General features: G+C 47.7%; 23 protein-coding genes and 2 rRNA genes (1 of these 25 running past the window's edge). 13 read left to right on the top strand and 12 right to left on the bottom strand.

The features are described 5' to 3' along the window. Both D0Y50_RS19235 and rrf read left to right on the top strand, forming a co-directional pair. Positions 1 to 968, top strand: a 23S ribosomal RNA gene (locus D0Y50_RS19235); it begins 2,014 nt to the left of the window's first position. A gap of 206 nt (positions 969 to 1,174) precedes the next feature. Then, a 5S ribosomal RNA gene (gene rrf, locus D0Y50_RS19230) occupies positions 1,175 to 1,290 on the top strand. Positions 1,291 to 2,716: 1,426 nt separating this feature from the next. On the opposite strand, the gene D0Y50_RS19225 is transcribed toward rrf, so the two are convergent. The 9 genes from D0Y50_RS19225 to D0Y50_RS19185 all read right to left on the bottom strand — a co-directional run bounded on the left by D0Y50_RS19225 (position 2,717) and on the right by D0Y50_RS19185 (position 13,193). After that, positions 2,717 to 3,427, bottom strand: coding sequence for a hypothetical protein (locus tag D0Y50_RS19225; protein WP_170145555.1), 711 nt, complete (start codon positions 3,425 to 3,427; stop codon positions 2,717 to 2,719). A gap of 205 nt (positions 3,428 to 3,632) precedes the next feature. Beyond that, entirely contained in the window at positions 3,633 to 4,172 is a 540-nt protein-coding gene (locus tag D0Y50_RS19220; RefSeq protein ID WP_108569029.1) for an acyloxyacyl hydrolase, read from the bottom strand. Between the two features lie 296 nt (positions 4,173 to 4,468). After that, on the bottom strand, positions 4,469 to 5,230 hold the full coding sequence (locus D0Y50_RS19215; protein WP_117318544.1) for a type 2 periplasmic-binding domain-containing protein: 762 nt from the start codon (positions 5,228 to 5,230) through the stop codon (positions 4,469 to 4,471). A gap of 67 nt (positions 5,231 to 5,297) precedes the next feature. Continuing rightward, positions 5,298 to 8,372: an error-prone DNA polymerase gene (locus D0Y50_RS19210; RefSeq protein WP_117318542.1), complete on the bottom strand. Its 3,075-nt coding sequence runs from the start codon at positions 8,370 to 8,372 to the stop codon at positions 5,298 to 5,300. After that, positions 8,372 to 9,763: a Y-family DNA polymerase gene (locus D0Y50_RS19205; RefSeq protein WP_117318540.1), complete on the bottom strand. Its 1,392-nt coding sequence runs from the start codon at positions 9,761 to 9,763 to the stop codon at positions 8,372 to 8,374. Before D0Y50_RS19205 ends, D0Y50_RS19210 begins: the two co-directional genes overlap by 1 nt. A gap of 6 nt (positions 9,764 to 9,769) precedes the next feature. Next, positions 9,770 to 10,459 (bottom strand): translesion DNA synthesis-associated protein ImuA, encoded by a 690-nt coding sequence (gene imuA / locus D0Y50_RS19200; protein WP_108569025.1) that lies wholly within the window; start codon positions 10,457 to 10,459, stop codon positions 9,770 to 9,772. A gap of 120 nt (positions 10,460 to 10,579) precedes the next feature. Beyond that, positions 10,580 to 11,071, bottom strand: coding sequence for a hypothetical protein (locus D0Y50_RS19195; RefSeq protein ID WP_117318538.1), 492 nt, complete (start codon positions 11,069 to 11,071; stop codon positions 10,580 to 10,582). Beyond that, on the bottom strand, positions 11,071 to 12,822 hold the full coding sequence (locus D0Y50_RS19190) for a DUF885 domain-containing protein (RefSeq protein ID WP_117318536.1): 1,752 nt from the start codon (positions 12,820 to 12,822) through the stop codon (positions 11,071 to 11,073). The genes D0Y50_RS19195 and D0Y50_RS19190 overlap by 1 nt, the downstream gene beginning before the upstream one ends. Positions 12,823 to 12,866: 44 nt before the next feature. Next, the gene (locus tag D0Y50_RS19185; protein ID WP_108569022.1) at positions 12,867 to 13,193 is read right to left on the bottom strand and encodes a DUF1820 family protein; all 327 of its coding nucleotides are present in this window, start codon (positions 13,191 to 13,193) and stop codon (positions 12,867 to 12,869) included. A gap of 413 nt (positions 13,194 to 13,606) precedes the next feature. On the opposite strand from D0Y50_RS19185, the gene D0Y50_RS19180 reads away from it, so the two are divergent. After that, complete coding sequence (locus D0Y50_RS19180; protein WP_408640708.1) at positions 13,607 to 15,220, top strand: M28 family metallopeptidase; 1,614 nt, start codon at positions 13,607 to 13,609, stop codon at positions 15,218 to 15,220. A 94-nt stretch (positions 15,221 to 15,314) separates the two neighbouring features. Here the strand turns inward: D0Y50_RS19180 and slmA are convergent, their stop codons facing one another. Both slmA and coaBC read right to left on the bottom strand, forming a co-directional pair. Continuing rightward, positions 15,315 to 15,902, bottom strand: a complete 588-nt coding sequence (gene slmA / locus D0Y50_RS19175; protein WP_117318532.1) for a nucleoid occlusion factor SlmA — start codon at positions 15,900 to 15,902, stop codon at positions 15,315 to 15,317. Between the two features lie 108 nt (positions 15,903 to 16,010). After that, positions 16,011 to 17,225, bottom strand: coding sequence for a bifunctional phosphopantothenoylcysteine decarboxylase/phosphopantothenate--cysteine ligase CoaBC (gene coaBC, locus D0Y50_RS19170; RefSeq protein WP_117318530.1), 1,215 nt, complete (start codon positions 17,223 to 17,225; stop codon positions 16,011 to 16,013). A 161-nt stretch (positions 17,226 to 17,386) separates the two neighbouring features. Here coaBC and radC point away from each other — a divergent pair, with 161 nt between their 5' ends. From radC to mutM, 10 genes are all read left to right on the top strand, one after another. Continuing rightward, positions 17,387 to 18,061, top strand: coding sequence for a RadC family protein (gene radC, locus D0Y50_RS19165; RefSeq protein ID WP_108569018.1), 675 nt, complete (start codon positions 17,387 to 17,389; stop codon positions 18,059 to 18,061). A 163-nt stretch (positions 18,062 to 18,224) separates the two neighbouring features. Next, the gene (locus D0Y50_RS19160; protein ID WP_108569017.1) at positions 18,225 to 18,560 is read left to right on the top strand and encodes a hypothetical protein; all 336 of its coding nucleotides are present in this window, start codon (positions 18,225 to 18,227) and stop codon (positions 18,558 to 18,560) included. A 90-nt stretch (positions 18,561 to 18,650) separates the two neighbouring features. Next, positions 18,651 to 19,349, top strand: coding sequence for a YjbF family lipoprotein (locus tag D0Y50_RS19155; RefSeq protein WP_117318860.1), 699 nt, complete (start codon positions 18,651 to 18,653; stop codon positions 19,347 to 19,349). Beyond that, positions 19,349 to 20,071, top strand: coding sequence for a capsule biosynthesis GfcC family protein (locus D0Y50_RS19150; protein ID WP_117318528.1), 723 nt, complete (start codon positions 19,349 to 19,351; stop codon positions 20,069 to 20,071). The genes D0Y50_RS19155 and D0Y50_RS19150 overlap by 1 nt, the downstream gene beginning before the upstream one ends. After that, positions 20,071 to 22,173 carry a YjbH domain-containing protein gene (locus D0Y50_RS19145; RefSeq protein ID WP_117318526.1) on the top strand — a complete coding sequence of 701 codons (2,103 nt, stop codon included), beginning with the start codon at positions 20,071 to 20,073 and terminating at the stop codon, positions 22,171 to 22,173. Before D0Y50_RS19150 ends, D0Y50_RS19145 begins: the two co-directional genes overlap by 1 nt. Before the next feature lie 112 nt (positions 22,174 to 22,285). Continuing rightward, the gene (locus tag D0Y50_RS19140; RefSeq protein ID WP_108569014.1) at positions 22,286 to 23,275 is read left to right on the top strand and encodes a glycosyltransferase; all 990 of its coding nucleotides are present in this window, start codon (positions 22,286 to 22,288) and stop codon (positions 23,273 to 23,275) included. 283 nt (positions 23,276 to 23,558) lie between these two features. Next, complete coding sequence (rpmB, locus tag D0Y50_RS19135) at positions 23,559 to 23,795, top strand: 50S ribosomal protein L28 (protein WP_108569013.1); 237 nt, start codon at positions 23,559 to 23,561, stop codon at positions 23,793 to 23,795. 12 nt (positions 23,796 to 23,807) lie between these two features. Beyond that, positions 23,808 to 23,963: a 50S ribosomal protein L33 gene (gene rpmG, locus D0Y50_RS19130; protein ID WP_013786148.1), complete on the top strand. Its 156-nt coding sequence runs from the start codon at positions 23,808 to 23,810 to the stop codon at positions 23,961 to 23,963. Positions 23,964 to 24,090: 127 nt separating this feature from the next. Next, positions 24,091 to 24,582, top strand: a complete 492-nt coding sequence (locus tag D0Y50_RS19125; RefSeq protein WP_117318524.1) for a hypothetical protein — start codon at positions 24,091 to 24,093, stop codon at positions 24,580 to 24,582. Between the two features lie 95 nt (positions 24,583 to 24,677). Continuing rightward, a complete protein-coding gene (gene mutM / locus D0Y50_RS19120) occupies positions 24,678 to 25,487 on the top strand; it encodes a bifunctional DNA-formamidopyrimidine glycosylase/DNA-(apurinic or apyrimidinic site) lyase (protein WP_117318522.1) in 810 nt (269 codons plus the stop codon). On the opposite strand, the gene coaD is transcribed toward mutM, so the two are convergent. Further along, positions 25,484 to 25,990 carry a pantetheine-phosphate adenylyltransferase gene (gene coaD / locus D0Y50_RS19115; RefSeq protein ID WP_108569010.1) on the bottom strand — a complete coding sequence of 169 codons (507 nt, stop codon included), beginning with the start codon at positions 25,988 to 25,990 and terminating at the stop codon, positions 25,484 to 25,486. The two genes, mutM and coaD, sit on opposite strands and share 4 nt — an antisense overlap. Positions 25,991 to 26,075 lie beyond the last annotated feature (85 nt).

The following is a 26,075-nucleotide window of genomic DNA, read 5'->3' as shown; positions in this document are numbered from 1 at the left end:
GAAATTCCTTGTCGGGTAAGTTCCGACCTGCACGAATGGTGTAACCATGGCCACGCTGTCTCCACCCGAGACTCAGTGAAATTGAAATCGCAGTGAAGATGCTGTGTACCCGCACCTAGACGGAAAGACCCCGTGAACCTTTACTACAGCTTGGCACTGAACATTGAACCTACTTGTGTAGGATAGGTGGGAGGCTTTGAATCGCAGACGCCAGTTTGCGTGGAGCCGACCTTGAAATACCACCCTGGTATGTTTGATGTTCTAACATAGGTCCCTTATCGGGATTGTGGACAGTGTCTGGTGGGTAGTTTGACTGGGGCGGTCTCCTCCCAAATAGTAACGGAGGAGCACGAAGGTTAGCTAATCACGGTCGGACATCGTGAGGTTAGTGCAATGGCATAAGCTAGCTTAACTGCGAGACAGACACGTCGAGCAGGTACGAAAGTAGGTCATAGTGATCCGGTGGTTCTGTATGGAAGGGCCATCGCTCAACGGATAAAAGGTACTCCGGGGATAACAGGCTGATACCGCCCAAGAGTTCATATCGACGGCGGTGTTTGGCACCTCGATGTCGGCTCATCACATCCTGGGGCTGAAGTCGGTCCCAAGGGTATGGCTGTTCGCCATTTAAAGTGGTACGCGAGCTGGGTTTAGAACGTCGTGAGACAGTTCGGTCCCTATCTGGTGTGGGCGTTGGATGATTGAGGGGAGCTGCTCCTAGTACGAGAGGACCGGAGTGGACGAACCGCTGGTGTTCGGGTTGTTATGCCAATAGCATTGCCCGGTAGCTACGTTCGGAACGGATAACCGCTGAAAGCATCTAAGCGGGAAGCCGAACCCAAGATGAGTCATCCCTGACTTTTAAAGTCCGGAAGGGTTGTTGTAGACTACAACGTTGATAGGCAGGGTGTGGAAGCGTTGTAAGGCGTTAAGCTAACCTGTACTAATTGCCCGAGAGGCTTAACCATACAACCCTAAGCGGCTTCATGCGCGACGGGTTGTGGTAGAGACAAGCTAAAATAAGTGAGAGTAGCAACGTTACTCAATGATTGATTGAATATCAGATTTCCCGAATTGTTAAGTTTTAAAGTAAGGCTGACAGGCCGCGCGCTTAAGCGCACAGCAGGTCCTCCTTACGCAGGATATAAAACGTATTCTGCACAAAAAGTTTTTGTCTGGCGGCCATAGCGATACGGCACCACCTGATCCCATTCCGAACTCAGAAGTGAAACGTATTAGCGGCGATGGTAGTGTGGGGTTTCCCCATGTGAGAGTAGCACACCGCCAGACTCCCATTCTACGAAGAAGCCCTTGTCGAAAGACAGGGGCTTTTTTGTGGCCGTGACAAAATAAAGCATAAGGTTCAGGATAGTGTTTTGTGTAGCACAGCCGCCACGACTCGCTGTGAAACAGGCCTATTCTACGAAGAAGCCCTTGTCGAAAGACAGGGGCTTTTTTGTGGCTGTGACAAAATAAAGCATAAGGGTCAGGATAGTGTTTTGTGTAGCACAGCCGCCACGACTCGCTGTGAAGCAGTTCCGTTCTACGAAGAGGCTCTTGTCGAAAAACAGGGATTTTTTTGGCTGTGACAAAATAAAGCATAAAGGGTCAGGATAGTGTTTTGTGTAGCACAGCCGCTACGACTCGCTGTGAAGCAGTCCCGTTCTACGAAGAGGCCCTTGTCGAAAGACAGGGGCTTTTATGTGGCGGTGACAAAATAAAGCATAAAGGATCAGGATAGCGCCACGTGTAGCGCAGCTGCCATCACCCACGGCGATCCCGCTATTGTACTCACGGTATCTTTGCGGATTAATTAGATGGCTACAAAGGACTTGAGAATGTTTGATCGTATTTTAATGAATTTTCGGCAACAAACGCATTACCGGCCAAATGGTGTATGTTTATATGCTTTATAAGGCTCTCTGGCCAATTACCAATAGGCCAGCCTAGAGCAAAAATAGGAATAGCCATTAGCAGAAAAAACGAAGTAAAAAGCCTACTCAACGGTTAATGCAGCAGACAGATTAGTGTGGAATAGCGCTAGCGTGTCTAGAGTGAAATGGTAAACGCCAGGCCGTATGGCTAGACCCGGGCCGGTAGTTAAAGTAGTGAAGCAAACGGGTGTGCCCTGGTGCTGTCGCCTAAAAAATACAAAGTGTGGTAGGCGAAGGAACAATGCTTTATTTAACCTCAAACCCATTAGCCAAATAGTACACCGATAGCGTGCCAGTTACATCCGCAGGCCCTCTCCCTACTATTAAGCAGATAGCTTAGGCTAACGTTGGTAAGCACTAATTAAGGTTACTACCTAACGCATAAATGACGATATCCCGACTAGGGTGATTAGCCTGATTCACGCCACACATAGCGAGATAGCACATGGATGGATAAAGATAGCTAGTAGATAAAAGAACATAAGCAGCAAAAGAGCACGCGTCTATGGCCTGAAAAAGGTATGGAACGTTTTATGTTAGGGTATGTGGCGCATCATGCCATATACCGAACACTAATACGTTTATAGCCAGGAAGTAATTAAAGATGAGTTAACCCTAACAGCTATTAAGAAATAGCACGCCAAGTAGCGAAAGGGAACGCAAATAATCAAGCCAGAATAAAGCCCACTACTCTGATAGCAAAAATGCGTATATTACAGGGCGTCTACCGCCCTAAAAAAAGGCCTGATAATATCAGGCCTTTTTAGCATTATGCTGACTAATTATTCTTCAGCTTCTTCTGAGTTACGATACTCGCTGTATTCTTGATGAGTAATCATGTTGTCGTCATTGCTGTCCATATCACTGAAAGTTTCATTAACGCCGGCGTTTGACGCTTCTTTTTCAGTTACCTGGCCATCACCGTTTTCATCAAGCATATCAAATTCATTACGGGCTACTACATCGCCTTCAGGCTGGCCTGCTTGCTCACTGCTACGGGCAATATCGCCGTCACGGTCTTGCTCCATATGGTCCATAGAGTCCTGTTTATGTGACTGCATAGCATGCTCTTCTGTATTAACAGAACGCATGCCCTGCGTCATTTCTGAACTGCCTTCTTCAACGGTCGCAGAAACATTTTTTTGACGATAGTCCATGTCTTCACGAGACTGTTTCGCCACTTTGTCCATATCAGCTTCTACTTCAGCTTGTGTCATGTGAATCTGTTTTTTCACATCTTCTGAGAACGACTCAGGGCTATCTTGTAAGTAGGTGATATATTCATTTTCTGACAGCGAATTATCGCCGTTCTTATCCATTTTAGAAAAATAGTCCGAAATAGAGGTTTCTTTCACCTCATCCATCGATACCATTGAGTCACTATTACTGTCCAGACTGCTAAACGTGCTATCAATTTTTTCCATATGATGATTGGCAAAAGCAGCGGTAGACATCGTGCCTGAAATAATAACGGCTAGGGCTAATTTGTTCATTTGTATCTCCATTGTCATGCCTCCGTGGGAACTGCTGACCGGAGGATAAGTTCGATATTAGATATTCATTAACTGTGCCGTATACCAATATATTATTATTAATCAGTAGTATAGCTAGATTAACGCTTCTTCGCCGTAGTATAGATTGGAATATATTTACGCACTTTTTGAAAATTATTCGTGCTTAAGCAGACTAAATGGTCTGCTAAAAATGATGAATATAAGAAAGGCTTAAAAAGTCCAGTCCCGGATTGTCGTCATTGAGCCCGGCATTTGAATAATGCATATATCTAACGCTTACCTGGGCACTGTCGTCTTCATCAAGGCTCATTACCAAACCTAGCCGATCCTCAAATTGATAGTGTGAACCAATATCTTTGCCAGCAAACTCACGATCATTTACCAAGCTTGCGCCAATTCCCGCTTCTAAATACACCGGGTAGCTATCTGCCACGGTACCAATTCTTTTCATTAGCACCGGCGATAGGGCAAATGCCACATTACTGGAATGTGTATTTTGCGCACCATATTCCCATACATTCACGCTGGCCTCCCAATACAGGCTAATTTCACCAAACCAGTCACTCACTAAATGATGGGTATAAGGACGATAGGCTAATCGCACGCCTTTTATATCATCAGAACCCTGCAGGTAATCAATAGCTACCGCTTGTGAATTAGCATGCGCTGCGGGCGTAATCAATAAGATCAAAGGCAGTATTAATAAAATGAGTGGACGTAACATGATTGCTCCTCGTGGTTGTGCGTAACCTGAGAGCAAGCCGGGATCCAAGTTTATAAATACCTAAAATGTATAAATAAATCTATGTAATGAACGATTAAGTATAGGCTAACTATGTAATTTGGTAATATTAGTAGCGTATAATTTACACTGCACGGTGTAGTTTTTATTTTGACTGAGATAGTCCCCGATAAGCTGCTGGAGATAACCTGTTAAAACAGAGAAAAGCCCTTTATAGCGACGCTACGAATTTACACGTGATGGGAGTTAAGTGGGTAATAATGTTAAGGCAAATATGATTAATACGTGGAGGCCAGTTGCGCTAAGATTTCGGGCGGAGGACTGATTTTATATTGCTGGTAAAGCCGTTGGAGGAGAGGGATATTTTCAGCGAGAAATACATTTAAGTCTGCAATCAGCTCGGGATGATTCAATGTTGAAAGCCGAAAACCTACATCAACATAGGGTAATGAGGTGTCCATAATAAATGGCCCCAGATTAGGCGTTACTGAAGCAATATACTGAACTACATTGTATTCCAGGTTCGCTGCCTCAACTCGTCCGCGCTGTAATAGTTCCAGCGCTGCCATAGTATCGTTAACCGGCACCACGTCCAACAACCCGGCATCTATCCTTGGCTGCCAGATGACAGGGGAAAAGCCCAGTGGAAAAGACAGGCGCTTAACATATGCCACCCCTTTCCCCACATCTGCGGGGCGAACGATAGTCCCTCCTAATGTACGCACCAAAGGTCCTGAATACGTTTTAGGATATTGAGCATCCGTACCCGCATACCATTGGGGATTATCCGGGTATATAAAATCTACGTTACCTTTGTTTAGTTCTCGCTGCAGGCGCGTTATCGGCATAGCATGATAACTAAATTGATGGCCGGACGATTTCGCGTAGGCTTCAAGGATTGCCCAGCCCAGCCCTTTATCTACAGAAGACTGGAAGTCATAATGCGGGTAGTAATGAATGTTCTGCGCCCCGATAATATAATGCTTTGCTAAGGTAGGAAGGGAGCAGAGAAGTAAGGTTATCAGTGCCAGAATACGCATAAAAACCTGATAAATCGTTTATTCAGGCTTTAGCATACAAAAAAAGTTCGCTAAAGAGTATGTTTGTTTAATGAAAATCTCTGGCGCTCACGCGCAACTGCTCAAGAATATCAGTACAATCTGTAAGTTTACCGGCAATAACGTGAATAACCCCTTCAGGTGAACGCTCTAAAATACCGTCTACTTGTAAAATGGTCGCTTTCAGGAAGGCTTGCTGCTGGTGCCTGGCAGTGCTTTGCCAAACCACTACATTGGTATTACCTGTATGGTCTTCCAGCGTAAGGAAGGTAACGCCAGAGGCAGTACCGGGTGCTTGACGGCAGGTTACGCACCCCAGGATATGTACAACTGATTGGTTGGGCGCCTGTTTAAGGTCTTTTGCCAGCGTAATTCGTCTGAACTGAGGTTGTTGATAAATCAATTCAATAGGATGATGCGAAACCGACAAGCCTGTTGAAGCATAGTCTTCAATCAGGTTTTCAGTATTATCAGGGGCCAGCGAGAATAACTCTGTCTGCGTATCCTGACCGAATAGTGGTAGCTCGCTTTGACCATCCATTATGTTCCAGCGCACCTGAAAGCGGTTACCTGCTAAGCCTTTAAATGCATCTGCACTGGCCAGTGCGGAGATTTCGTTGTGACGTAATAATTGTTGTTTTTTCACCTCGTCAACTGAGCTAAAGCCAGTAGTAGGGCGAACAGAAACCAACTTATTCAGATTCAACTCGCTGACCCCTTTTACCAGGCGAAAGCCCAACCTTATTGCCTTTTGGTGTTCCACAAATACCATCTGATGATCCCAGGTAGATGCATTAATACACACTGGCAATACTGCTATATCATGCTGTTGGGCATCCTGCACCAGTTGTGAAGGTGTATAAAAGCCCATAGGCCAACTGTTTAATAGCCCAACATAAAACTCTACCGGGAAATAAAATTTTAACCAGCATGAAACATAGGCCAGCACGGCAAAAGAGGCTGAATGGGATTCTGGAAAACCATAGCCACTAAAGCCTTTTATTTGATCAAACAGGGTATTAGCAAACTCTGGTGCGTACCCTTTGTCCAGCATACCGTTAACCAGCTTCTCTCTGAACAGGTTCAACCGCCCGTTTTTTTTCCAGCTGGCCATAGCGCGCCTGAGTTGGTCGGCTTCACCTCCAGTAAAACCAGCTGCGACCATAGCCAGCTGAATCACCTGTTCCTGAAAAATAGGAACGCCCATAGTCCGCTCCAAAACCTTTTCTACTTCAGCGGAAGGGTAGTTGACGGTTTCACCATGCTGGCGACGTTTAAGATAGGGGTGAACCATATCGCCCTGAATAGGGCCGGGCCGTACAATGGCTATTTGCACCACAAGGTCATAGTACTTTCTGGGTTTAAGGCGTGGCAACATGCCCATTTGTGCTCTGGATTCAATTTGAAATACACCCACTGTATCTGCTGCGCAGATCATATCGTAAACTTGTCGGTCATCACCCAGGCCGGTTATATGGGCAATAGATAAGGTTGAATCCATATGCTGGTTAACAATATCGAATGTCTTGCGGATAGCCGTGAGCATACCTAATGCCAGGACATCGACTTTCAGTAAGCCCAGTGTTTCTAGATCATCTTTATCCCATTGGATAACCGTGCGTTCGGCCATTGCAGCATTTTCGACGGGCACTAATTCATACAAAGGACCAGCAGAGATAACAAACCCGCCTACGTGTTGCGATAAATGGCGGGGGAACCCTACAATCTGCTCCACCAGATAAACCAGTTGTTTGACTTTTAATACCGTTGGATCCAAGCCCAGGTCAGCTAACTGGCTTTTCCACGGCATAACCTTATCGCGGCGATTAATGTTTTTTACAATATAATCAAGTTGGGACTCAGCAAAACCTAAGGCTTTACCTACGGCTTTAAACGCGCTTTTAAAGCGAAACGAGATAACGGTAGCCGCCAGGGCGGTACGCTCTCTGCCGTACTTGTTATAAATATACTGAATAACTTCTTCACGACGTTCATGCTCAAAGTCGACATCAATATCGGGCGGTTCATCACGCTCTTTAGAGATGAAGCGTTCGAACAGAACATCAATCTGGCGCGGATCTACCGCCGTAATTTCAAGGCAGTAACACACCACCGAATTAGCCGCCGATCCCCGGCCTTGATATAAAATGTGCTGGCGTCGGGCAAATTGCACCACATCATAAATAGTGAGAAAAAAATATTCATAATGTTGCTCGCTAATCAGGCTAAGTTCTTTTTCTATAATAGCGCGGATGGCGGGCTCGGGCTCACCACCAAAACGTTTGAGAATACCGGCTTCAACGCATTCGCGTAAAAACTGTCGGGCACTATAGCCTGCAGGAATAATCTCTGCCGGATACTGATATTTCAGTTGGGATAAACAAAACTGACAGCGAGAAGCAATAACCGTACTTTGTTCCAGCCATTTACGTGGATACAGTTTATTCAGCTTATTCAAAGGGCGTAAAGTACGTTCGGCATTCGCCTGGCTGCTCAAGCCTAGCTCGGCCACCGTGGTATTACACCGTATCGCGTGCAAAACATGCTGTACAGGTAGCCGATCACTATGATGAAACAATGCCTGCGAGGTGGCCATCACCGGCATACTAAAGGTCTGTTCTAAAAACTGAATTTCAGCAAAACGTTGTTCATCCAGGCCATCTAGTAGGCGGCTGGCACCAATCCAGCTGCGCGAAAATAAAAAGCGATGTAACCATTGTCCCCAGTGGGTATTAGTTTGCCGGCAAGTACCCGGCAGCCAGATAACCAAACAATGCCGGATACTTTTTAAATCCCACTCAGCGAGCTGATACTCGCCTTTGGCTGAACGGCGCCGCGCATTGGTAATAATGCGACATAATTCAGCATAGGCTGGTTTGTCGGGACACAATAATACCACCTCAAGGCTATCCGCCAGCTTGAAACGGCTACCAACAACTAACTTTATTGGCAAACTGTTGCGGCGTATTTCAGCATAGGCTCGAACTACCCCGGCCACCGAACACTCGTCGGTGATCGCCAGCGCCTGGTAACCTAAAAAAGCTGCAGTAGAAACCATCTCTTCTGGCTCAGAAGCGCCGGTTAAAAAGCTAAAATTAGTCTGACAAACCAGTTCGGCAAACATCAGCAATACCAGCCCTGCACAAACCAGCTCCCCTCGGCATCTTTGAATACGTGCATGCGCCGGCCATCGCTGGCCCGGGCAATGTAATAGTCACGTTTTTGAATATTGCCATCCCACCAACCCGTATGCAGCCGGATCGGGCCATGTTCAATATGCGAGGCCGCACACAAGGGTTGCAGCTGTGACAAACAAATACTGGGCAGCGTATAAGCTGGTAAAGCGCCAGGGGCCGACAGAGCTGATTGGTGTTGGTCCAGACGATGGTCATTACCATTAATAGGCGCTCCGACAGCCTCGCAACCTAAGCGCGTTTGCAGTCTGCTCAATAACTGTTTTTGCGCAAACACATGGACCCGGTTAGTAAAAAAGTCGGTGGTCTGTTCTTCTAGTTCCTCTAGTTCCGACACTGTCAGGCTTAACTGAATTACCGGGGCAGGTAAGGTTAATGTTTCCAGCTTCAATAGCATAAGGCTGTGCCATTGTGCGCTTTTGTATAAGGGCGTAGCAGACTGAATACAAACAGATAAAGCCTGTTCATCCCGAAAGTGTAATTCAAAGCCTAAGCACGCGGAAAGCTTATTGCGTAACCGGGCATACGTCATAAACTCTTCCATTAACTGCGCCATCCAAGGCAGTAAACGGGTATTTTCACTTATTTCATAAGACGGTGTCAGGCTACTGAAAAAATGGGACTCGGGATGATAATAAACATAGCGGGGCACCACCTCGGCCCGTAAGGCACATAGATACTGGATAAGCGAATTATCAAAGCGTTTGCCCAGTTCGGTGACCGGCATTTGCAACAAGGTCGCAATATCCCGAATGCCTACCCGATGTAAGGCAAAGCATTGTTGTTGCGTTAAATCAGTGTGTTCAAGTGGGCATTTGGCCAGCGCCTGTTTAATTGCGCTATTATGCTGAAAAACCTGGTTAGCACCGTTTAGGGCTAGCACTTTCGCCGCTTCAACGCTCCAGCCGGTGGCATACGAAAAATGGACATGGGCCGCGGTCATCTCATTTTTCAACGCCTGCCATAAATAACTCAGCCCCCCATAGTATTTCATGCTGGGATCTAAACGGACCGCTAAACCATTCGGGGGCAGCAGAACGATATCAGCTACCAGTTGGTATAAGCGGTTAGCCAGGGCGGTAAGGCGATGGGTTTCATCAGCCTGCTGATAGTCAAGAATAGTCAATTGTGGGCACAATGCCCCAGCCTGAGCCAGGCCCATTCCCAGGGTTATCCCTGCTTCCCGAGCGGCCTGGTTGGCTTGCATAATACGGTTGTTGGCTGCCTGATAAACGACTATCGCCTGAGAGGACGTCGGCGGCGCCGTAATCTCGGTATTATCCAGAAAAAGCTGATAGTAATGGAAATACGCCCACAGCATATTTGGCTATCCCGCAATATGGGACAACGCGTGTAAGGCGCTGGTATTGTCCATGGCTCGGTAAATAGCCTGGTTAGTGGGGGTGTAGCAAAACATAAGTTGGGTAGCCGAGGTAGGCCAGGCCCCCCGGTTTTTGGTAATGTCTATTTGCAAGCCACCCGTTACCGCCTGAATATCTAAATCCAGTGTCAGGGGCAGGGCTATACGCTGTACCCGTTTATTTTCAAATAGCAAGCAACGTAGCCGGTGCTGAGTCGAGGCTACCTGTAAGCGGCGGGCTTGTTTAGTGGTGATTGCATCATGCCATAGCAATACCTGATAGCACGCCTCACTTTTCAGACATTGTTCAGCAGCCCATAACGCTTCATCGCCCGAGCGGCAGTGCACAACGGTAACGTTGGCCGGATTAATGGCCATTTGATGTAGCCAGGCTTGATGAATTTGGCCGGGTGGGTTGATAAAAACCAGCAGTTTTTCGCTATTATTTTGCCCCAATACCGTTTTTAATAAGCTCAGTTCACCTACCCCGCACAAACTGCGTAAGCGGATCAGGCCACTGGCCGGAAAGCCACCGCCTAAAGCCGTATTTAGCGCAGCAAAACCAGTATCTTGGCGTTGTGTGGTGTCCTGATGTCGGCCTTCACTGGCCCGCCATACACCCGGATGTTGTGTCAAAGGTAGGGTAGAGTTAGTCATAATTCACCTGTATGTATATACAGTATTATAGGTGAACGAGTTTAGCTGACAAGAGCTGATAAAAAAATCGCTGTTAAGTGGCTTACCTAACAGCGATTTTTGTTTAATGAGCCGGGTTTTCTATGACCCTTTCAGGGGTTTGCCGAAAGCCTGGTTACACATCTGTTCACAAGCACTGATGAAACCATCCGGCGTATTTTTAGCCCAGGCCATGCGGATCTGACTAGGTTGTTCTTGCATAAAACGCCGAATATCTTCCATTGTTAGGGCCTGCTCTGGCCCCAGTAGCCGGGTCAGTGCTTCTTCAGTATTTTTGCCCCCTTGGTAGCAATCAAGCACAATTTCTGCAAAGTGGGTCATTAGAAAGGCCAGAATAGGATATTGAGCTGAGCTAATAAGCCCTTTCGAGGACGCGGTTTCGATATTATCAGTATAAATATGTTGTAGCTTCAGACATACCTGAGTCAGGCTATTGAATGCTAGGGTAGCCCGCTGTGTCTGATTTTTTAGTCCGCTACGTGATAATGCGACCTCTCTTTGTAAGGTTTGCGCCCGCATCACAAAATAAATCAAAATAATGACCAATATCCCCACTACACCAAACGCTAACATCAAAGGTTTCCTGTTTTCTTATTATCAATAAACGTATTAATATTTTGTTCCAATACAAACAATGGCACGGACCCATGGGCTAGCACGGCGGTATGAAACTCGCGAACATCAAACTCATCGCCTAATGCCTGTTCAGCTTGGCGCCGTAGTTGTTTGATTTTGATTTCACCTATTTTGTAAGACAAGGCCTGGGCTGGCCAGGAAATATAGCGGTCCACCTCGGTGGTAATATTATGCTCCGATAACGCCGTATTTTTCATCATGTAATCAATAGCCTGTTGCCGGGACCAGCCAAACATATGCATACCGGTATCCACCACTAAACGGCAAGCCCGCCACATTTCGTAGCTTAAGCGCCCGAAGTTATCGTACGCGGTGGTATAGATACCGGCCTCAATGCCTAAAAACTCGGCGTACAGACCCCAACCCTCACCAAATGCTGAAATATAGGTCTGACGGCGTACGGCAGGTAAATTTTCCATTTCGTCGGCCAACGAAATCTGCAAGTGGTGTCCGGGTACGGCTTCGTGCAGGGTGAGCGCGGCAAGCGCATATAAAGGCCGTTTATCCAACGCATAAGTATTTACCCAGTAATAACCTGGCTGGGCGTCGTTGGCTGGGTGAATGTAGCGTCCTGTAGTGTACTTGGGGGCGATATCGTCCGGGACAGGGGCCACACCGTAAGGCACGCTTGGGAGCTTCTCGAATAGCGCGGGCAGGCTGGCATCGGCTTGTTTTGCTATATAGGCAGCTTGTTTGAGTAATGCGGTGGCTGAGGTGGCATAAAACTGCGGATCAGTTCTTAAAAAATGAATGAACTGGTCTATATCGCCGTCGAATTTTAGTTCATCAACAATTGTCTGCATTTGTGCCCGGATGCGTTTGACTTCCTTTAAGCCGAGCTGGTGAATCTCGCTGGCGGTCATCTCGGTAGTGGTATAGTAGGCAATACGGTTTTGGTAATAAGCTTTCCCATCCGGCCAGTCCGTCGCGGCGATAGAGTCTCGAGCGCCGGGTATATATTGTGACACCAGAAAATCATAATAGCGCTGGTAGGCGGGGATAATCTGTTGCTCGATTAGCTGTTTGGCCTGCTGGCGCAGCGGGGCTATGGCAGTTGCTTCCAACTGGGCGGGAAGGGTATGAAAAGGCTGATAAAATACACTTTCCTCAGTCCGCTTAACCAGCATTGGGGTTACTGATTTTTCATAACCTTGCAAGACTGCTTTAGGTTGGGTGTAACCCTCATCAAGGCCTTGCTGCATATAAGCAATGTTCTGATCAATAGTTGTTGCCACCCGTTCAAGCTGCGACAGATAGTTGCGATAGTCTTCGATACTAGAAAAACGCGTGCTTTGTGGCAGTGTGGCCAAGGCGCTGTGAAAGCCATATTCGGAGGTGAGTGGCACTTTATAAGCACCGTATTCATACTGGTCTATTTCGTTTTTAAGTCGGTAACGCTGCATCAGCAAGGTGATTTTTTCTTCTTCACTGAGTGTCTCGACGGGGACTTGGTTAATTTGCTTAAGGTAACGAGCAAACTGCTCATGCTGGCTGGCGAGGGCGGCAGGCGAGATATCGGCCGGCCGGGATTGCTGTAGCTTACTTTCATATTCCCAAATAGTGGTGACTAATGAGTCGAGCTCTTTACTGGCAGCAGATTGCGCCTGGGCGCTACTGTTAATACCAATACTGGTGAGAGTTACCAGGGCTGCCAGTATACCGGGCAACACGCGGATTTTTTTTATCATAATCGTTATTCCGGGCCGGAGTGCCCGGACACGTAGATGCCGGGCTAGTCTTTTTTAGGTGTATAAATAGGATTAGGAAACGCCGCAACTTTATCGGATAGTTTGCTGATTTTTGCGGCGCCCTGCTTTTTCACAACATCTATTCGTAGCACATTATGCATGGGAACATAAGTACTTGTCACATCTGCAAATTCAGATTTCAGCCGTTCGTGGCTTGGGTCTACAACCACACTGGAATGGGTATTCCACACAAAGTCGCCGACTTCAATAAACCCGAACAAGCCGCCTTGGCTGACTTCTTTAGCATACAATTCGTATCGTTCGCCGTTACTCACAAACTGTACCCGGTATAAGGGCAATGGATTACTCATAACTACACCTGTTCTATCTGTTCTTAGCTGAAGTTTGTCCAATATGGGGGCATAACTAAAAAAATACAGGGATCGAACCTCTGGGTCACTTTGTACGATTATAGCCAGGTCAGGCATCACGGCGATGCTGATTATACCCAGTCATGCTGTGCCTGCCCGGTGGTGTTTGGGCAGGGGCTAACCGCAGGCCACTGAGCCGGCAACTTTGATGTAGGATCTTAGTATTGTTTCTGGTCTTTAATACCGTTTTATCTTTTAACGGGGAGTTAGCCGTTGGTTATCGCAAGTTTACGGCAAATAACGAAAACCTGCAGTGCAACATTTGTTATTCATCTTAGCTGGTATACCATTGCTTTTTTTCCACTACACCAAAACATCTAACGACTATGATAAAAAAAATTGTATTAGGCGCTATGGTTTCTGCTTTAAGCGCAGTGGCTGTTGGCCAGGGGAACGACGCGGTTTCATTTGAACCTGACACCAATCGCATCAAGTCTCATCTGTTCTTTTTAGCGGATGATTTACTCGAAGGCCGGGATACCGGGTCGCGCGGGCATAATATTGCTTCTTTGTATATTGCTACCGAATTTGCCAAGTATGGGCTAAAGCCAATGGGGACCGACGGCTATATGCAGCCAGTGGCGTTTCGCAAAGCCACACTGGTGCAGGAATCGCCCTCTTTCACATTAACTACCGACGAAGGCGAAACCGCTTTAGCCTATCCAAAAGAATACCTGACGGGTCCTGATGTATTGAATCAGACAAGCCAGCTAAGTGGCGAAATGGTCTTTGCCGGCTATGGCATTATTGCTGAAGAGCTAGACCACAACGACTATGCAGACATAGACGTCGACGGCAAAATTGTAGTGATTTTATCTGGTAAGCCGGAATCTTTCCCTAGCGAGATGGGAGCGCATTTAGCCTCGGGTAGCCAAAAGGCCCAGTATGCGGTTGACCACGGCGCAATTGGTATGATTTCTATCACTACGCCCACCAATGAAAAAGTTCGCCCTTACCAGTCGCGTTTAAGCTATATCCATACGCCCAGTCTGGCCTGGATAGACAGTGAAGGCGAGCCGGCTAATCGGTTCCCTCAGTTGAAAGGCTCAGCCTATTTAAGTGAAGGCGCGGCGCGCAAATTATTCGCTGATGCCCCGGTATCCTTAGATGACATCTATGCCCAACTGGCAGAAGATAAATCACCTAAAGGGTTTGCTTTACCAGGTAAAGTAAATATGAGCAAACAAAGCCAGCATTCACAGATCACCAGCCCCAATGTGGTGGCGGCGTTGGAAGGCTCAGATCCTGAACTTAAAAATGAGTATGTGGTATTTTCTGCTCATTCTGATCATATTGGTTTTGCCAAAACGGTTAAAAAAGACAATATCAACAATGGTGCAATGGATAACGCCTCGGGCACTGCGGTGATGTTGGAAACGGCTCGTTTATTCAGCCAGATGGAGCAAAAGCCGAAGCGCTCAATTCTGTTTGTGTCAGTTACTGGTGAAGAAAAAGGCTTGCTAGGAGCTGATTACTTTGCCCATAACCCCACCGTTCCGGTTTCAAGCATGGTGGCGGACGTAAACCTGGATATGCCTATTTTAACGTACGAATTTGCCGATGTTATCGCCTTTGGTGCCAGTCATAGCGATATGAAAGCGTCCGTTGAGCAGGCTGCGGCAAATGCGGGTATTGAACTAAGCCCTGATCCATGGCCGGAACAAGCATTATTTACCCGCTCTGATCATTATGCTTTTGTTAAGCAAGGTGTGCCCTCGGTATTTTTGGTTCCTGGCCTAAAATCAAAAGATCCTAATGTAGATGGTAGCAAGGTATTTGGTGAGTTTTTATCTACCAATTATCATAAACCCAGCGATGATGTGAACCAGAAGTTCAACTGGGATGCGGCCCGTACCTTTGCAGAAGTTAATGCTCAAATTGGCTATACACTGGCCACTCAGCAGCAAAAGCCAACGTGGAATAAAGGCGACTTTTTTGGTGAAACTTTCGCTAAAGATCGTCAGTAACCCGACGTGGTTATCGGCGGTTAAATTGCTTAAACCGCCAACAAAAATGCCCGGTCTAAAACCGGGCATTTTTCTATCTTAATCAAAGAGCTGGCTACAGGAAGATTGCCTTATAACAAGCCCAATGTTCAGAGAACTGTTCGGTGGGTTTACGGGTAAACCCACTGCGAATGAACATATTGATACGTCCATCTACATAACACACAAACATATTGGCCAATACGGCTTCATCTGCCGATAAGTCCCGGCCTTCACGCAACTTTCGTTCCCGTAGGACTTGTTTAAACTGGGTTTCAAGGCGCTCAAATAGCTTTGCTATCCGCGCCCGCAGACGTTCTTGTTCGCCCAATAAGGCATCGCCGTTCAAAATACGGGTAATCCCTGGGTTTTTTTCAGCAAAGCCTAAGAGCAAATGCAAAATAAGCTGGCAGCGGGCGCTGGAGTCTTTTTCTTCATTCAATATCTTATTGATACGCGAAAACAACGTATCTTCGATAAATTCTATCAGGCCTTCAAACATGCGGGCTTTACTGGGAAAGTGGCGATATAACGCCGCTTCCGACACTCCCACTTTTTCCGCTAACTTAGCGGTGGTGATGCGTTGACCCGGGCTGGATTCGAGCATTCCGGCCAGTGCCTGAAGAATTTGAGCCCGGCGATTCGTCTTTTTTACAGCAGGCATAACAAAAGTGTTTCCTAAGCTTTGGGACCGAAGCCCGTTCCATGGATGAACATGCCCAACAGGGCAATAAATTTTTTGCACGTCTCTTTATCGACAGATAGTCAGTTATTATGACGTTTTCTTATTGTTATAGCGGTCATTAATGACCGTTAGTAGCGCACAGGCAAGGTGCTTTTTATTTTGTGGTTCCAGGCGTTTGTCGCCATCAGCCCAAATAACATGCAAGGCGTTTTGGTCGCTGTTAAAGCCCAAACCTTCCCTCGAAATATCATTCGCAGCAATAATATCCAGTTTTTTATTAATGAGTTTCTGGCGTGCGTAATGCTCTACATTCTGGCTTTCTGCGGCAAAGCCCACGGTGAACGGTGGGGTGGGCAAGCACGCTACCTCTTTAAGGATATCAGGGTTTTTAACAAAAGTAAGTGTTAACTCATCATCCTTTTTCTTTATCTTATTTTGGCTTATATGGCTGGCTCTGTAGTCGGCCACCGCTGCTGTAGCAATAAATATATCGCAACTTTTAACATGGGCCATAACCGTTTCCAGCATTTGCTGGGCACTGGTCACATCTATACGCTCTACACCTGCTGGCGTGGCCAGCTGTGTGGGCCCGCTTACCAGAATAACCCTGGCGCCGGCACGTTGCGCAGCTTGGGCAATGGCATAACCCATTTTGCCTGAACTGTGGTTAGTAATATAACGTACCGGGTCCAGCGCCTCCCGGGTGGGGCCGGCAGTAATCAGCACGGTTTTGTCTGAAAAATCCCCACAAGTAACGTGCTCTTGGGCACCCACAAGCTCTGCCACAATGTCTTCAGGTTGCGACATGCGGCCATAGCCCACATCACCACAAGCCTGCTCACCACTGGCCGGCCCAATCATGGTGACGTCCATTTGGGTAAGCAAAGCATAATTCCGGCGGGTGGCAGGGGCTTGCCACATTTGTTGATTCATCGCGGGGGCCAGATAAAGCCTGGCGGTGGTGGCTAAAAACAAGGTAGTAAGCAAGTCGTCGGCAATACCGAGGGCCAGCTTCGCCATGATATTGGCGGTAGCTGGGGCTACCAGCAAAATATCGGCCCACTTAGCCAGCTCAATATGGCCCATGGCGGCTTCCGCCGCTGGGTCCAGTAAACTATCGTGAACTGGGTTGCCTGATACTGCTTGTAAAGATAGCGGGCTGACAAACGCTTTCGCTGAGGTGGTCAGTACAACTCTGACATTCGCGCCAAGGGCGGTGAGTTTGCGCACCAGATCAGGCGTTTTATAAGCTGCTATGCCGCCGCTTATTGCCAGCAAAATGTTTTTATTATGAAGCTGCATAGATTAACAGAATGGCTCGTATGGATAGAGATAAGCGTACCATGCTACGCAAGCTATAGGTAGTTCGATGCTCTAGCTGCGAACGCGTACAAAGTTCAGTTATATAGCCATCAATACCAGCGTATAACAAGAGCATGGAAAATACCTGGTTGTCATAATATATGCGTATACAAGACTGGCCAACTGGCGAGCAACCCCGGGCCAAGCTTTTAGCTAATGGGGCGCAGAGCATGGGTAATACTGAGTTACTGGCAGTATTTTTAGGTAGTGGCCGACAGGGACAAAATGCCTGTCAGTTGGCGCATCAGCTTATGGCAAAGTTTACTACTTTCAGTAACCTTTTTACCGCCACCACAGAAGACTTTTGCGCCGAGGCGGGTGTAGGGATAGTGCGCTATATGCAATTACAGGCGGCCCGCGAAATGGTACGCCGTATGCTAGAAGAACCATTGCAGCGAGAGCACGTGTTTACCGATGTCAATCAGGTTCATCATTATCTGCTGGCGTCATTTAAAGGGTTAGAGCAGGAAGTGTTTGGCATGCTTTTGTTGGATAGTCAGCATCAGCTTATTGCATACCGGCCGATGTTTTTTGGCACGGTGAATAGCGCCGCCGTGTACCCCCGAGAGCTGGTAAAACGGGCACTAAAGGAAAATGCGGCGGCCGTGATATTGGCCCATAACCACCCTTCGGGTAATCCTGAGCCAAGTTTGGCCGATATAAAGCTGACCAAACAGGTGATCGCCGCTATGGCGCTGGTGGATATCAGCGTACTGGATCATTTTGTTGTTGGCGAAGGTTTAACCGTTTCACTATCACAACGGGGATTGATGTAAAGACAAACCCCAGTTATACTGATAAAAGTCGAATTCTGACCTGCTTTGTTATGATTGCTTGGGATGGATTTTTAGTAAATACGACGAAGCTTTGTTTAAAGTATGGCCAATGTTGCCCTGATGCTTTAGCATAGTAAGTTGGTGGAATTTTGTAAGGATTATTATGAAAAAGTCATTAGTTTCATTATTGATCGGTGCTGGCTTAGCTTTTTCTGCTACAGCTCAAGATCAAGCTGGCGGTTCTACCGACAGTGCAGAAGGTGCATTAACTACTGGTACAATCGCTACTGGCGTTGTAGCTGTAGGTGTACTAGCGGCAGTTGTTAGCAACAACCGTGGTTCAGCTGATATCGAAGATGTAGCGCCAGGCGCAGGTTGTGAAGGTGACGACCAACTGAATGCCGATGGTTTCTGTGTAGGTACTACTAGCACTGTTACTGGTACTGGCACTGCTACTACCATGACTTCAGTGACATTCACTTACGCGCCATCTGTGTAAGCGATAGATTCTGTAGATTAAAGCCGCCTGGTGCGGCTTTTTTTGTTTCCGCGAAACCTGTTACAGCCAAAAGAACACCATATTTCCTTCATGAATAAATTTCATCCTTTGCATGTTTTCACTGGCATAGTGCTATGCCTGGCGCTTTCCTCGTGTTCATCTACTAACCGGGCTTACTTTGATACTCTTAAGCTGGCGGTTAAGTCAAACGAGCGAAAATCACTCACGATCGAGCAGGTCAGGCAAAGCAAAGCTGACTTATTGCAAGTTACCGTCGGCGAGCGACCGCCCGTCGTTATGGCGCTGGCCTTTATTGAAAAAGGGCAGAACAAATGGGTTTCTGCCGACCATGCCATATTCACGATCGAACAAGGCGTGATAGTGCAAACAGAAGGGATGTCGAACGATGTGCTGTATACCAGCAACTTGGCAGCTAACCCATTGGCCGATAAAGGAATGATTGATTTTAGCTGGCAACGACAGCTGGATATTGCCGAGGTAGGGTATGGCCTTACCGTCACCGGTAACTGGCAGGTTAAAAGCAGTGAAACTATTGAGGTGCTGGGCAACTCGTTCAATACGCGAAGGATTGAAGAAACCCTACAGTTCCCTAAAACGACACCTTTTATCGAAACCACGAACGCCTGGACGAATACATACTGGGTTGACCAGAATAGCGGTGAATTGCTTAAAGCTTCAGTACGCTTAATGCCTGAAGGGGCGCGTATAGATATGACCTATTTAAGCCGTGCAGCCCGCCATACATCAGCAGCAGGGAGTACCTTGTAATGCGAATTTTTTCCCTGTTAATGCTGATCTTATTTTCGGTCAATACCAGTGCTCAGGTTAACCTTAAAATAAATAACCAACAGTATCGCTTTTTAGAGCCAGTGCGGTTAGCGCATGCCTTAGCGCCGGTGGCGCATAATCAAGATTGGTACTGGCCTGCTTCCGGCTTGTTTATAGTTGATGAAAGTGTTGAGGAACAACGTAACGAGGTTATCGAGTTAATTGATAAGCTGGCGATTGAGCTGGAACCCACCGATGATCGCGCTATTGGTTTGCATGCGTTGCGCCAGCAGATTGAAGGCTGGAAGCTGGCCAAACGGGTCCCGCTCAAAGTGAACTATGACGTGGCCCGACTGAACATTAGCCAAAATCCAAAGTTGCTTGAAGGTGATTACCTGCTAACTCTTACCCCCCGGCCAGAGGTGGTACATTTGAGTGGTTTGGTAAAAACTCCCGGGCCGTACAAACATCAGCCCGCGGGAAGTGCCTATCAATATACCCAGGCTATTGAGCTACGCGCCGATGCTGATCCGGATTTTGTGTATATTATTGAGCCCTCGGGCCGGTTACGTAACGTGAATACGGCGTACTGGAATCGGCAATACACTCAGGTAATGCCTGGTAGCCAGATTTTTGTACCTATTTTTTCTTATCTTCTTACGCCTTCGCTGTCTGAGCTAAACCAGAAAGTAGCGGAGCTTGCTGTCAACCGGGTGCTGTAATGATAACAAGCAAACCAACATACCTTTCGTTACTGATTGCTGGTGTTTTTGCAACACCTGCGGTGGCTCAGCAAGCCACTAACACGTTGGCCGTTAAGCCTTCACAAATGGTGCAGGGGGGCGCAGGGCTTATTCAAACCCCGACCTCAAGAATGCGCGAAGAAGGTGAGTTGTCGCTTAACTATACCGACAATGACCAATATCGTTTCTGGACTGTAAGCTTGCAGTTGTTTCCGTGGATGGAAGCTACGGCTCGCTATACCGATGTGCGAACCCGTTTATACAGTAATGTAGAAAGCTTTAGTGGCGACCAGACCCTGAAAGACAAAGGATTGGACGTAAAATTCAGGTTACTTGAGGAAAGTTTTTACCTGCCTGAAGTGTCGGTTGGGTTTCGCGATATTGGCGGCACCGGTTTTTTTGAAAGCGAACATGTTTCAGCCAGTAAAGCCTGGGGACCATTTGACTTGCACCTGGGGATGGGGTGGGGCTACCTAGGTACCGCAGATGACCTGACCAACCCGTTTTGTAAAGTACGGGATAGTTTTTGTGAACGTCCCGGCGGCTTTGGCGGCAACGGGGGCGAGGTTGACTATGATCAATTTTTCAAAGGGCCCATCGCCCTGTTTGGCGGGCTGGAATACCAGACGCCCTGGCAACCACTCACGCTAAAGCTGGAATACGAAGGAAATGATTATTCCCGAGACCGGGCTGGACGGTTGGACCAGGATAGCCGGTGGAATGCGGCGGCAGTTTATCGTTGGAATAACTTTGACTTCACCCTGAATTACCAGCGCGGTAATACCGTCGGCTTTGGTATTACCTATAACTTTAATATGAACACTTTCAGGCAGGTAAAAATAGACCAGCCACCGCGGTCTTTGATGACCAGCCAGCCGCCCCAAAACCCGCAGCAAATTGATCGTATCTCGCTATCACGCGGATTACGCGCTGAAGCGGGGCTGGTATTACATGATGTTAGTATAGAAGACGACAAAATTACGGTATACGGCCAGCAAACCGCCTATCGTGATATTGTGCAGGCTACTGAGCGCGCAGGCCGTGTACTGGCCGACGAACTGCCCGAAGAGGTAACAGAATACCGACTGGTCGAAACCAGTGCCGGGTTACCGATGACTACTACCTCTATTGATGCCCAATCGTTTAAATCGGTGGCCCGCTACGAAGGGGTTAACCGGCACATTGAAGACACTTACACCCGGTCTACCCCTAGCGAGAAAGATCTGCAGGATTACAACCCGAGCGGGGTAACCGGTTTTGGTTATTCAGCAGACTTTTTCTATACCCAAAGCTTTGGCGGTCCTGAAGATTTTTATTTGTACCAGGGCGGGCTGATTTTAGGTGGTAATTATTCGGCAAATGAAAACTTTGGTGTTTTTGGCAGTTTACGGGCCACGCTGATCGACAACTATGACAAATTTAACTATACGCTGGACCGTGCCGAGTCTTCCTTGCCTAGGGTTCGGACCTATGTGCGAGAGTATATATCGCGTTCAGATGTCATCGTTGACACCCTGTATACCCGCTGGGTAGATAAAGTCGCTGATGACTGGTATGCCCAGGTCTATGGCGGATACCTTGAAACAATGTTCGCCGGGGTGGGTGCAGAGGCGCTTTACCGGCCGGTCGACAGTAATTTTGCGTTCGGGGTCGACATTAACTACGCCCAGCAGCGTTCCTACGAAAACGATTGGGATTTGTTTGATTACAAAGCAGTGACCGGCTTTGCCACAGCATACTGGCGGCCTGAAATTTTACCTGAAACTCAGTTTACGGTGAGCGCAGGCCAGTTTTTGGCCAAAGACAAAGGGGTGAATATCAACTTTGCTAAGCGCTTTGACAGTGGCATTGTAGTAGGCGCCTACGCGGCCTTTACCGATGCTTCGGCTGAAGAATACGGGGAAGGAAGCTTTACCAAAGGGTTCTATATTTCCGTGCCGCTGGATTTATTTGTCCTGAAACATGCAAAAGGGAGTGGGCGTTTCCCATGGGTGCCGATTTCTCGCGATGGTGGGCAAATGCTGAATCGTCCTAGCCAGCTGATCAACCTGACCGGGCCACGTTCGCCGTTTCTTGATTAAACCGGGCCGGTGCGCCGGCCTTATCATGTTCGGCGCTATCGACTTATTGCTACGTCTATTTAACGTTAATGATGATCACGCTTAGCCAGTGGCTGTACTTGAGGTTTGCACAATGAAAATTCTGCATGTTTTGGTTTCCAGGGTGTCGTTACCCCCGCCTAAATACGGTGGTACCCAAAGAGTTATCTGGTCCCTGGCCCAAGCCCAGAGAGCACAGGGGCATGAAGTTCGTTTTTTATGGGGCGATGCCCCGCAGGTGCCGGCAGGAACGATTGTGGCGAAAAAGGGCCAGGCCCTGAACCCATTAATCGGCGACTGGCCCGACATCGTACATTTTCACCGGGCCCCCGACGAGCCGATTAGCAAACCCTATGTGGTGACCGAGCACTTTAATGCGGGTGGACCACAACAGTATCATCTTAATACGGTTTTCTTATCCCGCCAGCATGCTGCTATTCACCACGGCCATTGTTATGTGTATAACGGCTTAGATTGGTCTGACTATGGCGAACCTTGTTTTACGCCTCGGGGGAATTATTTCCACTTTTTAGGTAAAGCCCGTATCGCAACTAAAAATCTGTCTGGCGCTATCGCCATAGCGAAACAGGCCAAAGCAAAACTAGCGGTGCTGGGCGGCCCGCGAATGAAGCTAGGCAAAGGTGGGTACATTCACTTTGACCGCCACGTGTCGTTTAAAGGCATGGTGGGTGGGGAACATAAACATAATCTGATTCGCCAGTCTGCAGGATTGCTGTTACCCGTGCGCTGGCACGAACCTTTTGGGCTAGCCTATACCGAGAGCTTGTATTTAGGTGCGCCGGTGTTTGCTACGCCCTACGGCGCTATTCCAGAGATTGTCAGTGAGCCTGAACTGGGCTTCTTATCCACTAATGCCGAAGAACTGGCGGCGGCGATGGCTGATATGAGCCCCTACAACCGACGTATGTGCCACGAGGTAGCTAAAGAGCGGTTCGGGCATATGCAAATGGCTCAGGGCTATCAGCAGTGTTATGAGACGGTTTTAGACGGGCAGACATTGCATCAGACGGCACCCTACACAGAGGCTGATCTGACGGCATTATTGCCTTTTGAAACAGTCTAGATCTGTTGATAACACACAAGATCGCGATCATTGTGCGTAAAAACACCAACAGATCTTTTACTGTAGGCGAATGTTAGGGTAGAATCCGCCGCCTGGATCTGAAAGGGATCTGCGTTTTATGGGGGCATGAGCCAGATTTTTTGCTGTTTGCCTTGTATTTTGGATAGCTTTGCTGTATAAAATGCGCCCTCTTATTTATAGTATAATACGTCATTTGACCCAGTGACTAGTGAGTGGTGGGATCGATTGGCGCGACAGTTATCGTTGTTCTGGAGACAAATACATGTCAAAAGTATGTCAAGTAACAGGTAAGCGTCCTACGGTTGGAAATAACCGTTCGCACGCAAGAAACGCGACCCGTCGTCGCTTCTTACCAAACCTTCACTCTCACCGTTTCTGGGTAGAGAGCGAAAACCGTTTCGTTAAATTGCGTTTGTCTGCTAAAGGCATGCGTATTATCGACAAGCGCGGCATCGATTCAGTATTGACTGACATCCGTGCTCGCGGTGAAAAGATCTAAGGAAGCCTGAAAATGCGTGATAAAATCAAATTAGTTTCATCAGCAGGTACTGGATTTTTCTACACCACTGATAAGAACAAACGTAATATGCCTGGCAAAATGGAGATCAAAAAGTTTGATCCCGTAGTGCGTAAGCACGTTATGTTCAAAGAGGCCAAAATCAAGTAATAAAACTTGCTTTTGTCTCCACGAAAACCCGGCTATTGCCGGGTTTTTTGCGTTATGGCGTATGCTATATTATGGCTTCGTCAGGCTGGCATTGGGTTGGTCTTTATAGTTAAAGGCTTCAGTAACTATGGCAAAAAGTCGCTTTTCTTCCAGAGCTATGAACAATGTGGTGATTTTTGCCATGCTGTTCATGATTTTATTGTTTAATCTGGACTCGTTTTTGCCCACCACCGGTAGCCCGCAAGACCAGCCTTTAGTGCCTGAACACGAATACCTACTGCGTATTGAACAAGACCATTACCGGCTGGAGCGGGTGGGGCAAGTGTGGCGGCAATCACAACTTGAGTCGCCTATAGATACCTCGCCTGAAGCGCAGTTTAGCGCATGGCAGCGCGGCTATCTTGCTCCTACCGACAGGGTGCCGGCGACTATAGCTAATGGACAGGCCTACATTGTTATCCTGTGGCTGGCCGGCAAGTCCGATGGTCTGGTCTATGCATTTCATCCTGGCCCAACTCATACCTATGTTCAGGTGAATAACCAATGGTTTGTCTTGAAAGACACCACGCTGCCCCAACTATTGCCTTGGAACAAGCCGTTCGACGCAGCCTTAAAGTAAGCCGTACACTACAGGCTTAACATAAGCCGTACAATGCAGGCTTAACATAAGGCGTGCAATGCAGGCTTAAAAGCGATCTAATGCAGGAAAACCACATGCCTGAACTTCCAGAAGTAGAGGTGAGCCGACGGGGTATTGCGCCCTGGCTGACCAATCAGATTATCAGTAAGGTTATTGTACGCCAGCCTAAGCTGCGCTGGCCGGTGCCAGAACAAATTCAACAGGCGTGCGGCCAACGCGTGCGCCAGGTGAACAGGCGGGCCAAGTATCTGCTTATAGAGCTGGACAAGGGCACCATCGTGCTGCATTTGGGTATGTCGGGTAAATTACGCGTGGTTGATGCTGCCCTGGCCCCGATAAAACATGACCATATCGACATTGTGCTGGAAAGTGGAAAATGTTTGCGGCTAAACGATGCCAGGCGCTTTGGCGCCTGTTTATGGCTGTCACAAGGTGAACAGAGCGTTTTACTGAGCAATCTTGGCCCCGAACCGCTTACCGATGCCTTTGACGATAGCAGGCTGTACAGTTTGTCTCGCGGGCGTGCCGGGGCGGTGAAAAACTTTATCATGGATAACGCGAATGTAGTGGGCGTAGGGAATATCTATGCCAATGAAGCTTTATTTATGGCGGGTATCGATCCGCGGCGCGCAGCAGGTAAGGTTAGCGAAAAGCGTTATGTGAAGTTAAGCCAGGCTATTCGCGAGGTACTTGCTAAAGCGATTGAGCAGGGCGGCACTACCTTAAAAGATTTTACGCAATCAGACGGTAACCCCGGCTACTTTAAACAGCATCTGCGGGTGTATGGCCGCGCAGGCGATACATGCGAACGCTGTGACGGGACGATAAAAAGTGTGGTAATCGGGCAGCGCAATACCTTTTACTGCCCACAGTGCCAGCGTTAAGCTGGCTTATTATTTTGCTCGGGATTGTGCAAGCGTTGCGCCAGGGCTTTTTCCACCTCAGGATGACAAAAACCATTTACCCGCCCGCGATGCAAAGCCACTTCTTTAACCAGTGTAGAAGAGATAAATGAATTCTCTTCTGCCGGGGTTAAAAACACACTTTCCAGCTTTGGGTTTAACCGCCGGTTCATATTAGCCAGCTGAAACTCATATTCAAAATCAGATACGGCGCGTAAGCCTCGAATCAATATTGTAGCGTGCTGCTCATCGGCAAAATCGGCCAACAATCCGGTAAAACCTTGCACTTCCACGTTGTCTAAATCTTTGGTCACGGTTTGTATCAGACGTACCCGTTCTTCCAGACTAAATAGCGGCTGCTTGCTTGGGTTAGAGGCTATCGCCACAATAACATGAGAAAACATCTGGGAGGCGCGCTCAATCAGATCTGCATGCCCGTTGGTAATAGGATCGAAGGTGCCTGGATAAATGGCTCTGGTATGCATGACTTTTCATCACAATTAAAGGAGTTAGCTGCACACTACCGAGTATTTCGTTACGATGCAATTATCTTAAAACCTCGCCTTCAGG

It is taken from the genome of Salinimonas sediminis, assembly GCF_003429285.1.
GTDB classification, from domain to species: domain Bacteria; phylum Pseudomonadota; class Gammaproteobacteria; order Enterobacterales; family Alteromonadaceae; genus Alteromonas; species Alteromonas indica.
The sequence above is the reverse complement of the archived record's forward strand: the minus strand, read 5'-3'. Positions and strand labels throughout refer to the sequence as shown.

Bases quoted from the DNA above. Each gene is read 5' to 3' on its own strand.
- D0Y50_RS19215 (WP_117318544.1), bottom strand. From the start codon at position 5,230: ATGCGTATTCTGGCACTGATAACCTTACTTCTCTGCTCCCTTCCTACC.
- rpmB (WP_108569013.1), top strand. From the start codon at position 23,559: ATGTCAAAAGTATGTCAAGTAACAGGTAAGCGTCCTACGGTTGGAAAT.
- D0Y50_RS19150 (WP_117318528.1), top strand. From the start codon at position 19,349: ATGCGAATTTTTTCCCTGTTAATGCTGATCTTATTTTCGGTCAATACC.
- D0Y50_RS19220 (WP_108569029.1), bottom strand. From the start codon at position 4,172: ATGTTACGTCCACTCATTTTATTAATACTGCCTTTGATCTTATTGATT.
- D0Y50_RS19195 (WP_117318538.1), bottom strand. From the start codon at position 11,071: ATGTTAGCGTTTGGTGTAGTGGGGATATTGGTCATTATTTTGATTTAT.
- D0Y50_RS19125 (WP_117318524.1), top strand. From the start codon at position 24,091: ATGGCAAAAAGTCGCTTTTCTTCCAGAGCTATGAACAATGTGGTGATT.
- imuA (WP_108569025.1), bottom strand. From the start codon at position 10,459: ATGACTAACTCTACCCTACCTTTGACACAACATCCGGGTGTATGGCGG.
- D0Y50_RS19145 (WP_117318526.1), top strand. From the start codon at position 20,071: ATGATAACAAGCAAACCAACATACCTTTCGTTACTGATTGCTGGTGTT.
- D0Y50_RS19190 (WP_117318536.1), bottom strand. From the start codon at position 12,822: ATGATAAAAAAAATCCGCGTGTTGCCCGGTATACTGGCAGCCCTGGTA.
- mutM (WP_117318522.1), top strand. From the start codon at position 24,678: ATGCCTGAACTTCCAGAAGTAGAGGTGAGCCGACGGGGTATTGCGCCC.
- D0Y50_RS19155 (WP_117318860.1), top strand. From the start codon at position 18,651: ATGAATAAATTTCATCCTTTGCATGTTTTCACTGGCATAGTGCTATGC.
- D0Y50_RS19140 (WP_108569014.1), top strand. From the start codon at position 22,286: ATGAAAATTCTGCATGTTTTGGTTTCCAGGGTGTCGTTACCCCCGCCT.
- radC (WP_108569018.1), top strand. From the start codon at position 17,387: ATGCGTATACAAGACTGGCCAACTGGCGAGCAACCCCGGGCCAAGCTT.
- D0Y50_RS19210 (WP_117318542.1), bottom strand. From the start codon at position 8,372: ATGTTTGCCGAACTGGTTTGTCAGACTAATTTTAGCTTTTTAACCGGC.
- rpmG (WP_013786148.1), top strand. From the start codon at position 23,808: ATGCGTGATAAAATCAAATTAGTTTCATCAGCAGGTACTGGATTTTTC.
- slmA (WP_117318532.1), bottom strand. From the start codon at position 15,902: ATGCCTGCTGTAAAAAAGACGAATCGCCGGGCTCAAATTCTTCAGGCA.
- D0Y50_RS19185 (WP_108569022.1), bottom strand. From the start codon at position 13,193: ATGAGTAATCCATTGCCCTTATACCGGGTACAGTTTGTGAGTAACGGC.
- D0Y50_RS19225 (WP_170145555.1), bottom strand. From the start codon at position 3,427: ATGAACAAATTAGCCCTAGCCGTTATTATTTCAGGCACGATGTCTACC.
- D0Y50_RS19180 (WP_408640708.1), top strand. From the start codon at position 13,607: ATGGTTTCTGCTTTAAGCGCAGTGGCTGTTGGCCAGGGGAACGACGCG.
- D0Y50_RS19160 (WP_108569017.1), top strand. From the start codon at position 18,225: ATGAAAAAGTCATTAGTTTCATTATTGATCGGTGCTGGCTTAGCTTTT.
- coaD (WP_108569010.1), bottom strand. From the start codon at position 25,990: ATGCATACCAGAGCCATTTATCCAGGCACCTTCGATCCTATTACCAAC.
- D0Y50_RS19205 (WP_117318540.1), bottom strand. From the start codon at position 9,763: ATGCTGTGGGCGTATTTCCATTACTATCAGCTTTTTCTGGATAATACC.
- coaBC (WP_117318530.1), bottom strand. From the start codon at position 17,225: ATGCAGCTTCATAATAAAAACATTTTGCTGGCAATAAGCGGCGGCATA.